General features: G+C 69.7%; 12 protein-coding genes. 2 read left to right on the plus strand and 10 right to left on the minus strand.

Features of this window, described 5'->3' with window-relative positions:
• Positions 1-113 precede the first annotated feature (113 nt).
• The 8 genes from aroA to hisD form a co-directional block, all read right to left on the minus strand.
• On the minus strand, positions 114-1,343 hold the full coding sequence (gene aroA, locus AB0M47_RS20355) for a 3-phosphoshikimate 1-carboxyvinyltransferase (RefSeq protein ID WP_363415777.1): 1,230 nt from the start codon (positions 1,341-1,343) through the stop codon (positions 114-116).
• Positions 1,340-2,065: a bifunctional 1-(5-phosphoribosyl)-5-((5-phosphoribosylamino)methylideneamino)imidazole-4-carboxamide isomerase/phosphoribosylanthranilate isomerase PriA gene (priA, locus tag AB0M47_RS20360; RefSeq protein WP_363415780.1), complete on the minus strand. Its 726-nt coding sequence runs from the start codon at positions 2,063-2,065 to the stop codon at positions 1,340-1,342. Before priA ends, aroA begins: the two co-directional genes overlap by 4 nt.
• A 94-nt stretch (positions 2,066-2,159) precedes the next feature.
• Positions 2,160-2,474, minus strand: a complete 315-nt coding sequence (locus AB0M47_RS20365) for a hypothetical protein (RefSeq protein WP_363415783.1) — start codon at positions 2,472-2,474, stop codon at positions 2,160-2,162.
• Between the two features lie 94 nt (positions 2,475-2,568).
• Positions 2,569-3,186, minus strand: coding sequence for an imidazole glycerol phosphate synthase subunit HisH (hisH, locus tag AB0M47_RS20370; RefSeq protein ID WP_363415786.1), 618 nt, complete (start codon positions 3,184-3,186; stop codon positions 2,569-2,571).
• Entirely contained in the window at positions 3,186-3,356 is a 171-nt protein-coding gene (locus AB0M47_RS20375) for a hypothetical protein (RefSeq protein WP_363415788.1), read from the minus strand. The genes hisH and AB0M47_RS20375 overlap by 1 nt, the downstream gene beginning before the upstream one ends.
• Complete coding sequence (gene hisB, locus AB0M47_RS20380; protein WP_363415791.1) at positions 3,356-3,991, minus strand: imidazoleglycerol-phosphate dehydratase HisB; 636 nt, start codon at positions 3,989-3,991, stop codon at positions 3,356-3,358. The genes AB0M47_RS20375 and hisB overlap by 1 nt, the downstream gene beginning before the upstream one ends.
• A complete protein-coding gene (locus AB0M47_RS20385; RefSeq protein WP_363415794.1) occupies positions 3,991-5,118 on the minus strand; it encodes a histidinol-phosphate transaminase in 1,128 nt (375 codons plus the stop codon). The genes hisB and AB0M47_RS20385 overlap by 1 nt, the downstream gene beginning before the upstream one ends.
• The gene (gene hisD / locus AB0M47_RS20390) at positions 5,115-6,455 is read right to left on the minus strand and encodes a histidinol dehydrogenase (RefSeq protein WP_363415797.1); all 1,341 of its coding nucleotides are present in this window, start codon (positions 6,453-6,455) and stop codon (positions 5,115-5,117) included. Before hisD ends, AB0M47_RS20385 begins: the two co-directional genes overlap by 4 nt.
• 173 nt (positions 6,456-6,628) lie before the next feature.
• Here hisD and AB0M47_RS20395 point away from each other — a divergent pair, with 173 nt between their 5' ends.
• Positions 6,629-7,309: an LON peptidase substrate-binding domain-containing protein gene (locus AB0M47_RS20395; RefSeq protein WP_363415800.1), complete on the plus strand. Its 681-nt coding sequence runs from the start codon at positions 6,629-6,631 to the stop codon at positions 7,307-7,309.
• Here the strand turns inward: AB0M47_RS20395 and AB0M47_RS20400 are convergent.
• A complete protein-coding gene (locus tag AB0M47_RS20400) occupies positions 7,302-7,949 on the minus strand; it encodes a DUF2567 domain-containing protein (RefSeq protein ID WP_363415803.1) in 648 nt (215 codons plus the stop codon). The genes AB0M47_RS20395 and AB0M47_RS20400 overlap by 8 nt on opposite strands.
• A 191-nt stretch (positions 7,950-8,140) precedes the next feature.
• Between AB0M47_RS20400 and AB0M47_RS20405 the strand changes: the two genes are divergently transcribed.
• Positions 8,141-9,019, plus strand: a complete 879-nt coding sequence (locus AB0M47_RS20405) for a sulfotransferase (RefSeq protein ID WP_363415806.1) — start codon at positions 8,141-8,143, stop codon at positions 9,017-9,019.
• Between the two features lie 122 nt (positions 9,020-9,141).
• Here AB0M47_RS20405 and dnaE read toward each other — a convergent pair whose 3' ends face one another.
• Positions 9,142-12,675, minus strand: coding sequence for a DNA polymerase III subunit alpha (dnaE, locus tag AB0M47_RS20410; RefSeq protein ID WP_363415808.1), 3,534 nt, complete (start codon positions 12,673-12,675; stop codon positions 9,142-9,144).
• Positions 12,676-12,765: the final 90 nt, after the last annotated feature.

The following is a 12,765-nucleotide window of genomic DNA, read 5'->3' on the forward strand; positions in this document are numbered from 1 at the left end:
GTGGTGAAGTCCATGGAGCTTGAGCGTACTGGTTTCAGGAGATCAGGGATATGCCTGTGATCTTGGACCAAGATCACAGGCATATCCCTGATCTGAGGCCCGGCCGCGCAGGGTTAGGAGCGGGCCCAGGCGGCGAAGACGGAGTGGAACGTCGGGAAGGTCTTCTTGACGCAGTCCGGGTCGTCCAGCGTGATCCCCGGCGTACGCAGGCCGGTGACGCTGAAGCTCATCGCGATCCGGTGATCCCGTTCGGTCAGGATCTCGGCGGCCTGCGGCTGCCCCGGCTGGATCTCGATCCAGTCCCGGCCCGTCTCGACGGCGATCCCGAGGCGGCGCAGGTTCACGGCCGACGTCTCCAGCCGGTCGCACTCCTTGACCCGGGTGTTGTAGACGTCTTCGATGCGGACCGGCGACGACGCGTACGGGGCGATCGCGGCCAGCGTCGGCATCGTGTCGGAGATGTCGCGCATGTTCACGGTCACCCCGTCGAGCCGCCCGTTCTCGGGGCCGATCACCGTCACCGACTCGGGCTCGACGCGTACCGTCGCGCCCATGCGGGCCAGGACGTCGACGAACCGGACGTCACCCTGCAAGCTTTCGCTGCCCAGGCCGTGGACCGTGACCTCGCGGCCGGTGACCGCCGCGGCGGCGAAGAAGTAGCTGGCGCTGGACGCGTCGGGCTCGATGAGGTAGTCGCGGGCCTGGTAGCCGCCGGGCGCGACGGTGAAGGTGTCGCCGGACCAGTCGACGGTGGCGCCGAAGCGGCGCATCATCGCGAGGGTGATCTCGATGTACGGCACCGAGACCAGCTCGCCCACGCGGATCACGAGCCCGTCCGTCGTGAGTGGACCGAGCATGAGCAGCGCGGTGAGGAACTGCGAGGACAGCGAGGCGTCGAGGGTGAGCGTGCCGCCCTTGACCCCGTCGGCGTGGACGGTGAGCGGCAGGTGCCCCTCGGTCTCGTCGCACGAGACCTCGACGCCGAGCTGCCGCAGCGCGTCGACCAGCGGGGCGACCGGGCGGCGGCGCATCTGCGCCGAGGCGTCGAAGCGGAACGTGCCGTGACCGGCCGCGACCAGCGCGGGCAGGAAGCGAGAGGCCGTGCCCGCGTCCCTCGTGTAGACGCTCGCGCTGCCGGCCGGACCCTGTGGCAGCCCGGTGACCGTCCACACGTCCGGCTGCAGGTCGACCTCGTATCCGAGGTCGCGCAGGCCGTAGGCGAACGCCTCGGTGTCGTCGGAGGCGAGCGGCTGGCGCAGCGTGCTGACCCCGTCCGCGGCCGCCGCCAGGAACAGCGCCCGCGCCATCACCGACTTCGACCCCGGGATCACGACCTCGGTCACGCTTCCTCCAGGGCGGCGAGCGCCTCGGCGACCGTGAAGGCTCCGGCATACAGGGCCTTTCCGGCGATCACGCCCTCGACGCCTTCCTTCTCCAGCGTCGCCAGCGCCCGCAGATCGTCCAGAGTGGAGACACCGCCGCTGGCCACCACCGGCTTGTCGGTCGCGCCGCAGACGTCGCGCAGCAGCTGCAGGTTCGGCCCGGTCATCGTCCCGTCGCGGTGCACGTCCGTCACGACGTACCGGGCACAGCCCGCGCGCTCCAGACGCGCCAGCACGTCGAACAGGTCACCGCCGTCGCGGGTCCAGCCTCTCGCCGAGAGGGTACGCCCACGGACGTCCAACCCTATGGCGACGCGGTCGGCGTACTCGCCGACGACGCGATCGCACCACTCCGGGTCCTCCAGCGCCGCCGTGCCGATGTTGACCCGGGCGGCCCCGGTGCCCAGTGCCCGCCGCAGCGACTCGTCGTCGCGAATGCCCCCGGACAGCTCGACCTTGCAGTCCAAGGCCCGGACGACGGCGGCCAGCTGCTCGGCGTTGGAGCCCCGGCCGAACGCGGCGTCCAGGTCGACGAGATGAATCCACTGCGCCCCCTGCCGGGCGAAGTCCAGCGCCGCCTCCAGCGGATCGCCGTACGCCGTCTCCGTGCCCGCGGCGCCCTGCACCAGGCGTACGGCCTGGCCCCCGGCGACGTCGACGGCCGGCAGCAGCTCCAGTGTCATGCTCTCTCACTCTCCCGGTATTCGCCGCAGATCACGGATACGCATGTGATCATGAGCGGTTGTAGCCTGCACATCCGTGATCTGCAGGACGAGGTCACTTGTCGAAGGCCAGTACGGCGAGCACCGGCAGCACCAGGATCAGCAGCAGCGACAGCGCGATGCTGAGCGCGACCGACCCGGTCATCGTCCAGATCAGGACGAGGCCGAGCGCCAGCACGAGCCCGATGACCGACCGCTGACCCCGGTTCCAGCGGGCGATCCGCCCGGTCCGGCCCGGGCGCAGTGCCCGGACCCGGGCGGTGATCCGGCGTCGTTTCGCCCGGCGAGCCTCGGTACGCGCCCGCTTCTCGCGCTGTTTGAGCTGCTCGGCCTCTCGCTCGGCCCGCCGCCGCGCCCGTTCTTTGCTCATCCGGCTACCCGCACGGCTCGGCGACCGGCGCTCGCGGCGTGGCTACCGGCGTTCATAGCGTGGCGATCGGCGCTTGCGGCGTGGCGACCGGCGTTCATAGCGTGGCGACCCAGGCGCGCAGCAGGCCCGCCCCGGCCGAGCCGGACTTCTCGGGGTGGAACTGGGTGACGCTGAGCGGCCCGGCCTCCACCGCGGCGACGAAGACCGCGCCTTCGTGTTCGGTGGTCGTGACGAGCGCGTCCGAGTCGGCGAAGTCGGCCGGCGAGGCGGCGAACGAGTGCACGAAGTAGAAGCGCTCCTCCGGCGACGGGAACAGCGTCGAGCCGGCGGGCGGCGAGACCGTGTTCCAGCCGATGTGCGGGACTCGGCGTACGGGCAGCCGGGTGACCCGGCCGGGCAGCAGGCCCAGACCCGGGGTGATGACGCCGTGTTCGTCGCCTTCGGTGAACATCACCTGGGCGCCGACGCAGATGCCGAGGACCGGGCGGCCGGCGGCGATCCGCTCGGCGATCACCGGCCCTGCCTTGGCTTCCTCGATCCCGGCCATGCAGGCGGCGAACGCGCCGACGCCCGGCACCACCAGGCCGTCGGCGTCCGCCGCCGCGGTCAGGTCGTCGGTGACGGTCACCCGGGCGCCGGTCGCCGCGACCGCGCGTTCGGCCGAGCGGAGGTTGCCGGAGCCGTAGTCGAGGATGGTGACCGAGGGGGCCATCACGCCTCCCCGGGCATCAGCCACGCCACGCCGCCGGCCGCCGACAGCAGCGCCAGTACGCCCGCGACGATCACCACGCCCTTGTGCGCGCCCTGCTTGTAGAGCGACCAGGTGCCGCCGAGGAGGATGCCCGCGAGCGCGAACAGCAGGATAGGAGCGTAGCCACCCATCAGAGTGCCTCCTTTGTGGACGGCAGGACGCCGGCGAACCGGGGGTCGATGGCGACGGCGTCGCGCAGCGCGCGGGCGACCGCCTTGAACTGGCCCTCCACCACGTGGTGGGCGTCGGGACGGCCGCCGGGGCGGGCCGCGCGCAGCACGTCCACATGCAGCGTCATCCGGGCGGTCTGCGCGAACGACTCCCAGATGTGCCGGGTCATGCTGGTCGGGTAGATCGGCCCGATCATCGGGGCCAGCTCAGGCTCGTCGTGCACCACGTACGGGCGGCCGGACAGGTCGAGCGCGGCGCGGACGAGCACCTCGTCCATCGGCACCGTCGCGTCGCCGTAGCGGCGGATGCCCTTGCGGTCGCCGAGCGCCTTGTCGAGCGCCGTGCCGAGGGCCAGCGCGGTGTCCTCGATGGTGTGGTGCGCGTCGATGACCAGGTCGCCGTCGGTCTTCACCCGCACGTCGAAGCCGCCGTGCCGGGCGATCTGGTGCAGCATGTGGTCGAAGAAGCCGACGCCGGTCGCGATGTCGGCCTGGCCGGTGCCGTCCAGGTCCAGCTCGACGACGACCTTCGTCTCGGCCGTGATGCGCTCGACGAGCGCCCTGCGGGCACTGTGCTCAACGGTCGCGGTACCCATTAGTTCTCCAAGGTTTCGACGGCGGCCGGGAGGCTGTCCGAGGGTTCGACGGCGGCCAGGAAGGCGGAGGTCTCGGCGGGCGTACCGGCGGTCACCCGCAGCCACCCCGGCAGCCCGACGTCCCGGACGAGCACTCCGGCGTCGAGGATCCGCCGCCAGACGACCTTCTGATCGGTCTCGTCCGCGCTGCCGTCCCGCGCGACGCGGTAGAGCACGAAGTTCGCGTCCGAGTCGGCGACCTGGTGGCCCCGCGTACGCAGTTCGGCGACGATCCGATCACGCTGGATCTTGATCTGCTCCACTGTGGAGAGGAGCACGTCGGCGTGGGCCAACGCGGCGCGGGCGGCCGCCTGGGTCAGCGCCGAGAGGTGGTACGGCAGCCGGACGAGCTGCACGGCTTCGACGATCTCGGGGCCGGCGGCGAGGTAGCCGACCCGGGCTCCGGCGAACGCGAACGCCTTGCTCATCGTGCGGGTGACGACCAGGCGCGGGTTCGCCTCCAGCAGGGTCAGGGCGCTCGGCGTGCCGGGGCGGGCGAATTCGGCGTACGCCTCGTCCACGACGACGATCCCCGAGGTAGTGGCCAGCGCCGCCCGGACCACGTCCAGCGAGAGCGCGGTGCCGGTCGGGTTGTTCGGCGAGCACAGGAACGTGATGGCCGGTCGGTGCTCGCGCAGCACCGCCTCGACGTGCGAAGCGGTGAGCCCGAAGTCCGGCCCCCGGCCGCCGTCGACCCACCCGGTCGCGGTGCCCGCGGCGAGCAGCGGGTGCATCGAGTACGCCGGGCCGAAGCCGAGCGCCGTCCGCCCGGGACCACCGAACGCCTGCAGCAGTTGCTGCTGGACCTCGTTGGAGCCGTTGGCGGCGTACACCTGCTCGGCGGTCAGCCCGTGGCCCAGATAGGCCGCCAGGTCGGCGCGCAGCTTGAGCGCGTCCCGGTCGGGGTAGCGGTTGAGCGTCGCGATCTCGCCTTCGAGCGCCCGTGCCACCGCGCGCACGACTTCGGTGGGCGGGGCGTAGGAGTTCTCGTTGACGTTGAGCCGGACGGCCACGTCCAGCTGCGGCGCCCCGTACGCCGACAGCCCCTGCAGCTCCTCGCGAAGCAGCGCACGGATCTCGGAGGTCACGCGGCACCGTCCCCGGGGAAGCGCGCCGTGACGGCCTGGCCGTGTGCGGGCAGGTCCTCGACGGTGGCGAGGGTGACGACGTGGTGCGCCACGTCCCGCAGTGCCTCCTCGGTGTACTCCACGACGTGGACGCCGCGAAGGAACGACTGCACCGACAGTCCGCTGGAGTGCCGGGCGCAGCCGCCGGTGGGCAGCACGTGGTTGGAGCCCGCGCAGTAGTCGCCGAGGCTCACCGGCGCCCACGGGCCGACGAAGATCGCCCCGGCGTTGCGTACGCGCATCGCGATGTCACGGGCGTCCCGCGTCTGGATCTCCAGGTGCTCCGCGGCGTACGCGTCGACGACACGCAACCCCTGGTCCAAGGAGCCGACGAGGACCACTCCGGACTGCTCGCCAGTCAGCGCGGTGCGAATCCGTTCCGTGTGCTTGGTGAGCGAGACCTGCCGGACCAGTTCGGCGTCCACCGCGTCGGCCAGCTCGGCCGAGGTGGTGACCAGGACGCTCGCCGCCAGCGGGTCGTGCTCGGCCTGACTGATCAGGTCGGCGGCCACGTGGCGCGGGTCGGCGGTGTCGTCGGCCAGGACGGCGATCTCGGTCGGGCCCGCCTCGGCGTCGATCCCGACTACGCCCCGGACGAGCCGCTTGGCGGCGGTCACCCAGACGTTGCCCGGCCCGGTGATCAGGTCGACCGGCTCGCAGTCGTCCGCCGGGTCCAGCTCCCGCTCCAGGTCCGAGCCCCGGCTGCCGTAGGCGAGCATGGCGATCGCCTGCGAGCCGCCGACGGCGTACACCTCGTCGACGCCCAGCAGCGAGCACGCCGCCAGCACCCGCTCGTCCGGCAGGCCGCCGGCCTCCTTCTGCGGCGGGCTGGCCACGACCAGCGCCTCGACTCCGGCCGCCTGGGCCGGAACCACGTTCATCACCACCGTGGACGGGTACATCGCGAGGCCGCCCGGCACGTACAGGCCGACCCGGCGGACCGGCAGCCAGCGCTCGGTCACCGTGCCGCCCGGCACGACCTGCGTGGTCACGTCCGTGCGCCGCTGGTCCGCGTGGACCTTCCGGGTCCGCGCGATCGCCTCCAGCAGGGCCGCGCGCACCTCCGGGTCGAGCCGCTCCTCGGCTTCCTTCAGAGCCTCCACTGGTACGCGGAGACGGGCGGGCCGGATACCGTCGAAGCGTTCGGTGGCCTCCTGGATCGCGTCGACCCCATGGTGTCGCACCCCGTCGATGACCGGACGGATCTGCTCGACGGCCTGAGACACGTCGAGCTGGGCACGAGGCAGGAGACTGCGCGGGTCGACATCCCGTCCGCGCAGGTCGATACGGGTCAACACGCGGGCAAGTCTACCGAGCGGCAAGTCCGGAACCGCGCGGCGTTACCACCGGATGGGATCACTGTGACCCACGCCCCTGCTCGCGGGGAGCCCAGGGGTGTCCCGGCGACGCCTCGGCGGGCCGAACCGTGCGGAAAGGTTGATGTGTAACATCCCGCGGGTACCGTGGACAGATGTCGCCTCGGTTGCCGCTGTTTCCGCTCGGGACGGTGTTGTTCCCGGGACTGGTTCTGCCCCTGCACATCTTCGAGGAGCGCTACCGCCAGCTGATCCGCCAGCTGATCGACCTGCCCGACGGGACTCCGCGCGAGTTCGGCGTGGTCGCCATCGATCAGGGGCTGGAGGTTCTGCCGCCCAATCCGGGCTCGGACGTCACCGAGCTCAGCCTGCACGACATCGGGTGCGTGGCGCAGTTGCGTCAGGTCACCGAACATCCGGACGGGCACTTCGACATCGTCGCGGTCGGCGACCGCCGGTTCAAGATCACCGGAATCGCCGCCGACGACGCCCCCTACCCCGTCGCGCACGTCGAGTGGTACCCGGAGCCGGACGCCGACGCGGAGGCCGACGAACTGGCCCCCCGAGTGCTGTCCATCTTCCGGGACTATCTGTCGGCGCTGCGCGGCGGACCCGACGACCAACTGCCCGACGATCCGAAGGTGCTCTCCCACCTGGTGGCGGCCAGCACGGCGCTGACCGTGGCCGACCGGCAAGCCCTGCTCGCCGCGCCGGACACCACTACCCGGATGCGCCTGGAGATCAAGATCCTGCACCGCGAATCGGCCCTGCTCCGGCAGGTCCGGGCGGTGCCGATGCCGCCGTCGGAGCTGCACAAGCCGCCGTCGCTCAACTGAACGCGGGGCCGCCCGCCTCCTCCGGGCCGATCCCGGGCGCTGCTTCCGGCGTACCAGTGGATCGGGGAGCGCGCAGGGACGGCCATCGTGACCAGGCCGCGAGCAGGGTGACGGTGAGCGTGGAGCCGAGCGCGGGCAGCAACAGCACGCCCTCGAGGGCGGGCGGCCACCACCGCAGCAGTTGAACGCGCAGATCGTTGGGCTTGCCCAGCTCCGTGCCCGCGGGCGCGGAGTGCAGCTCCTTGAGGTACGCGTCGAGGCCGAGCTGGCGGCCGAACTTCCAGGCGATCACGGCGGCGACCGTGCCCGCCACCGCGAGCAGCACGATCAGCAACGGACCGCGCAGCCGCCGGAAGAGGATCCAGGTGACGACGGCGAGAACGACGCCGAACGAGAAGCCGAGCACGGCGAACCAGCCGTCGCCGGACATGAACTGCTCGGGCTGCGGATCGTTGTAGACGGCCCCGTCCTGGACGATCAGCACCGGCACGTTCGGGGCCGACTGCTGCCAGAGCAGCCCGAGCGGGAACCCCAGTACGCCGGCCATCAGCACGGCGAGGGACTGGAGCAGGACCAGCGCGGGCCGGCGGGGCTCCGGCGCGGGCTCGGGGACCCAGGCGTACTCCGACTCATCCACCACCGGGTGATCCTCTCAGATCCGTCTGAGCGCCGACTGGGGACGGGTCATTCGCCGGAGTACGCGTGTCGCCCGTGCGTTAAAACTTCTTAAAATCGATAATTCGGGCTATGACGGTAAAAACGTCACCCGCCCTGAGGCAACGCGCAGGCGGCTCCGTCGCCCCCCTGAGTACGCTCCCCGACGCTGTGCCGATGCCTCGTGTGCTCTACCTGGCCGGTTGGGGACGCAGCGGGACGACGATCCTCGACAACATCCTCGGCTCCTACCCGGGGGTGTTCAGCGCCGGCGAACTGTGTTTCCTCTGGCGACGCGGGCTCATCAGCGGCCGGAGATGCGGCTGCGGAACCCCCGTACGCGACTGCGACCTCTGGCAGGCCGTGCTGTCCTCGGCGTACGGGGACGACCCGCCCGACCCCCGGCAAGTCGTGGCCTGGCAGGACGAAGCCGCCCGTGCCCGCCACACCGCCCGCATCCTGCGCGACGGCCACCCGCTCGTCGACGTGATGGCCCGCCTCTACCAAGGAATCGCCGACGTGACCGGCGCGTCCCTGATCATCGACTCGTCGAAGCTGCCCTCCGGGGCGGCACTGCTCGCCGGCTCGCCCTCGGCGTACCTCGTCCACATGGTGCGCGACCCACGCGCGGTGGCCCACTCGTGGCAGCGGCCCAAGCAGCAGCTGGACCTGCCCTCCCGGGTCACCCTCATGAAACCGCACAGCACCTGGGACAGCACGGCGAAATGGCTGACCTGGAACTACCTCACCGAACTCACCGCACGTCGCTTCGCCGTCCACCGCCGACTCCGCTACGAGGACTTCGCCCGGTCGCCCCGCTCCGTCGTGGAAGACCTGCTGGGGATGGCCGGCGTACCGGTCGACGACGGGCCGTTCCTCGACGACCGGACGGTTGCGCTCGCCGCCAACCACACCGTCTCCGGCAACCCCGGACGGTTCACCACCGGGCCCGTCGCGATCCGGGCCGACGAGGCTTGGCGGCGTGACATGCGTCCGTCGGCTCGGATGCTCGCCGGTACGCTCGCGCTCCCCCTCCGCTGGCGCTACCGCTACTGACGCTGCACTGTGCTCGGCTGCGGCATCCTACGGCGGCTGCCGGTTTCCATGATCAGGGTCAATTCCATGCTGCTATAGCGACATGGAATTGACCCTGATCATGCTGCACGCGATCGGCAGACTCAGCCGAGCGAGCCCGCCCCGAGGAGCTGCTTGATCTCGGATCGGAAAGCGCCGTCCGGATTGACCCGCTCCGGACCGACCTCGAAGATGCCGCCACCGCCGGCCCACCGAATCCGCAGCAGCAGCGGGTGCTCGCCCGGGTGCGAGGCCACGATCCGGAACAGCTCGTCGTGAAGCTGAGGGATGCGTTCGCCAGCCACATTGAGCGTGACCGGCGGATGAGCGTCCAGGTCGGCGTCGGAAACCTGCAAGATCGCCAGGTCGGTGGCGAACACGGACATCGACCCGGTGTCACGCCGATTGATCCGGCCCTTGACCGCCACGATCAGGTCTTCGGCCAGCTGCGGACCGACCATTTCGTAGGTGTTCGGGAAGAACAGCACCTCGATCGACCCGGCGAGGTCTTCCAGCGTGGCGGATGCCCACAGCTTGCCCTGCTTGGTCGTACGCCGGGTGATGTTGACCAGCATCCCGGCGATGCTGACATTCGTCCCGTCGTTGGGCTCGTCGGACAACAGATCGCTGATCGTCCGGTCCGCGTGTGCGCGCAAGATCCGTTCGGTTCCAGCCAGCGGGTGCGAGGAGACGTACAGGCCGAGCATCTCCCGCTCGAAGCTGAGCAGTGTCTTCCGGTCCCACTCGCCTTCGCGGACCGTCAGATCCAGGCCGACGACGGTGTCCTCGGCCGGCATGACCGCACCGAACAGATCGAACTGGCCGTTGGCTTCCTGCCGCTTGATCCCGGTGACGGCTTCCACCGCCTGCTCATGGACATCGAGCAGGCCTCGGCGGGGATGGCCGAGGCTGTCGAACGCCCCTGCCTTGATCAGAGACTCGATGGTCCGCTTGTTGCAGACCACGAGATCGACTTTGGACATGAAGTCGGCGAAGGAGGTGAAGGCCCCCTTCTCCATACGGGCTCGCACGATCGCCTCGACGACGTTGGTGCCGACGTTACGCACTGCGGACAGGCCGAACCGGATGTCGCCGTCCACCGGGGCGAACGGGCCGACCGAGCTGTTGACGTCGGGCAACATGACCTGAATGCCCATCCGCTTACATTCGGCGAGGTAGACGGCCATCTTGTCCTTGTCGTCGCCGACCGAGGTCAGCAACGCCGCCATGTATTCAGCCGGATAGTTCGCCTTCAGGTACGCCGTCCAGAACGACACCAGCCCATAGGAAGCCGTGTGGGCCTTGTTGAAGGCGTAGTCGGCGAACGGGACCAGGATGTCCCACAGGGTCTGGATCGCCTCATCGGAGTAGCCGTTGGCGAGCATGCCGTCACGGAACGGCGCGAACTCCTTATCCAGGACAGCCTTGATCTTCTTACCCATGGCCTTGCGCAGATTGTCGGCCTTGCCGAGGCTGTAGCCGGCCAGCTTCACGGCGGCCATCTGGACCTGCTCCTGATACACGATCAGGCCATAGGTCGGGCCGAGGATCTCCTCCAACGGCTCGGCCAGTTCCGGGTGGATGGGAACCACGGGCTGCTGGCCGGTCTTGCGCAACGCATAGTTGGTGTGGCTGTTGGCACCCATCGGACCCGGCCGGTACAACGCCAGGGCGGCGGAGATGTCCTCGAAACTGTCGGGGCGCATCAACCGGAGCAGGTCCCGCATCGGGCCGCCGTCGAGCTGGAACACGCCTAGGGTGTCGCCACGGGCCAGCAGCTCGAAGGTGGCCGCGTCCGCCAACGGCAGCGAGTTGAGGTCGATCGTGCGCCCGGTAGTGGCTTCCAGGTTCTTCAACGCGTCGTCGAGGATCGACAGGTTCCGCAGGCCCAGGAAGTCCATCTTGATCAGGCCGATGGACTCGCACGTGGGATAGTCCCACTGGGTGATGATCGCCCCGTCGTCCTCGCGCCTTTGCAGCGGAACGTGGTCGATCAGCGGCTCAGCCGACATGAGGATGCCCGCGGCGTGCACACCGGTCTGCCGGACCAGACCCTCCAGCCCGCGGGCCACCTCCATCACCTTGGCGACGTCGGCGTCGGAATCGTGCAGCGCCCGGATCTCGGCGGCCTCGGCATACCGTTGATGGTTCGGGTCGAAGATCCCGGAGAGGGGAATGTCTTTACCCATCACCGCCGGCGGCATCGCCTTGGTGATCCGGTCGCCGACCGCGTACGGATAACCCAGCACCCGCGCGGCATCCTTGATCGCGGCCTTCGCCTTGATCGTGCCGAAGGTGCCGATCATCGACACCCGGTCGTTGCCGTACTTCTCCGTCACATACCGAATGGCCTCGACGCGCAGACGCTCGTCGAAGTCCATGTCGATATCGGGCATCGACACACGCTCGGGATTGAGGAAGCGCTCGAAGATCAGACCATGGGTGATCGGATCGAGTTCGGTGATGCCCAACGCATAGGCGACCATCGACCCCGCGGCAGACCCGCGGCCGGGACCGACCCTGGTGGCGCCGCCGTTCTCCTTGGCCCACATGACGAAGTCGGCGACGATGAGGAAGTAGCCCGGGAACCCCATCTGCTGGATGACGCCGATCTCGTACTCACACTGCTTGCGCCGGTCGTCGGGGATGCCCTCGGGGAACCGGCGCTGCATCCCGCGCCAGACCTCTTCCTCGAACCAGCTCTGCTCGGTCTGGCCGTCCGGAACGGGGAAGCGAGGCATGAGGTTCCTCGCCTCGAACATTCCCGTCAGGTCCACCCGCTCGGCGATCAGCAGTGTGTTGCGGCAGCCCTCCTGCCACACATCCGAGGCGTCGACGGCATACATCTCCTCGGCGCTCTTGACGTAGTAGCCCTGACCGTCGAACCGGAACCGGTTCGTGTCCGAGATGTTCGCCTGGGTCTGCACACAGAGCAGGGCGTCGTGCGCGGCCGCCTGATCGGGCCGTGAGTAGTGCAGGTCGTTGGTGACCACGGGCGGCAAGTTCAACCGGCGGGCGATGTCCAGCAGCCCGTCTCGCACCCGGCGCTCGATCTCCAGACCGTGGTCCATGATCTCGACGAAGTAGTTGTCCGGGCCGAAGATGTCCCGATACCTCGCCGCGGCCTTGAAGGCCTCCTCCTCATGGCCGAGCCGCAGCCGGGTCTGCACCTCGCCGGATGGACAGCCGGTGGTCGCCATCAGTCCGTCGGCGTACTCGGCCAGCAGGTCGGCGTCCATCCGGGGCTTGCCGTACTGCCCCTCGAGGGAGGCCCGGGACGACAACCGGAACAGGTTGTGCAGGCCGGTGTTGTTCTGCGCCCACATCGTCGCGTGGGTGTAGCGGCCGGCTCCGGAGACGTCGTCGCTGCGCTGATCCGCGGTACCCCACCGCACCGGCTTGCGATCGAACCGGGTGCCGGGTGCCAGGTACGCCTCGATGCCCAGGACGGGCGTCAAACCGGCCCCCTTGGCCGCCTTGTAGAAGTCGGCCAGACCGTGCAGGTTGCCGTGATCGGTGATCGCCACCGCGGGCATTCCCAGCCGAGATGCCTCTGCCATGACTTCTTTGATGCGCGCCGCACCGTCGAGAATCGAGTACTCGGTGTGCACATGCAGGTGAACGAAGTTGTCAGCCACTAGAACCCCCAACCACCGATCGCCAGCCTGGCACAGCCTAGTCCCCGGGGCGGACAACAAGCATCTGCCGACACCCCCGGAGAGACCGGT

Source organism: Hamadaea sp. NPDC051192, from assembly GCF_040682475.1.
GTDB classification, from domain to species: Bacteria; Actinomycetota; Actinomycetes; order Mycobacteriales; family Micromonosporaceae; genus Hamadaea; species Hamadaea flava.

Bases quoted from the DNA above. Each gene is read 5' to 3' on its own strand.
- priA (WP_363415780.1), bottom strand. From the start codon at position 2,065: ATGACACTGGAGCTGCTGCCGGCCGTCGACGTCGCCGGGGGCCAGGCC.
- AB0M47_RS20365 (WP_363415783.1), bottom strand. From the start codon at position 2,474: ATGAGCAAAGAACGGGCGCGGCGGCGGGCCGAGCGAGAGGCCGAGCAG.
- hisH (WP_363415786.1), bottom strand. From the start codon at position 3,186: ATGGCCCCCTCGGTCACCATCCTCGACTACGGCTCCGGCAACCTCCGC.
- AB0M47_RS20375 (WP_363415788.1), bottom strand. From the start codon at position 3,356: ATGGGTGGCTACGCTCCTATCCTGCTGTTCGCGCTCGCGGGCATCCTC.
- hisB (WP_363415791.1), bottom strand. From the start codon at position 3,991: ATGGGTACCGCGACCGTTGAGCACAGTGCCCGCAGGGCGCTCGTCGAG.
- AB0M47_RS20395 (WP_363415800.1), top strand. From the start codon at position 6,629: ATGTCGCCTCGGTTGCCGCTGTTTCCGCTCGGGACGGTGTTGTTCCCG.
- AB0M47_RS20405 (WP_363415806.1), top strand. From the start codon at position 8,141: ATGCCTCGTGTGCTCTACCTGGCCGGTTGGGGACGCAGCGGGACGACG.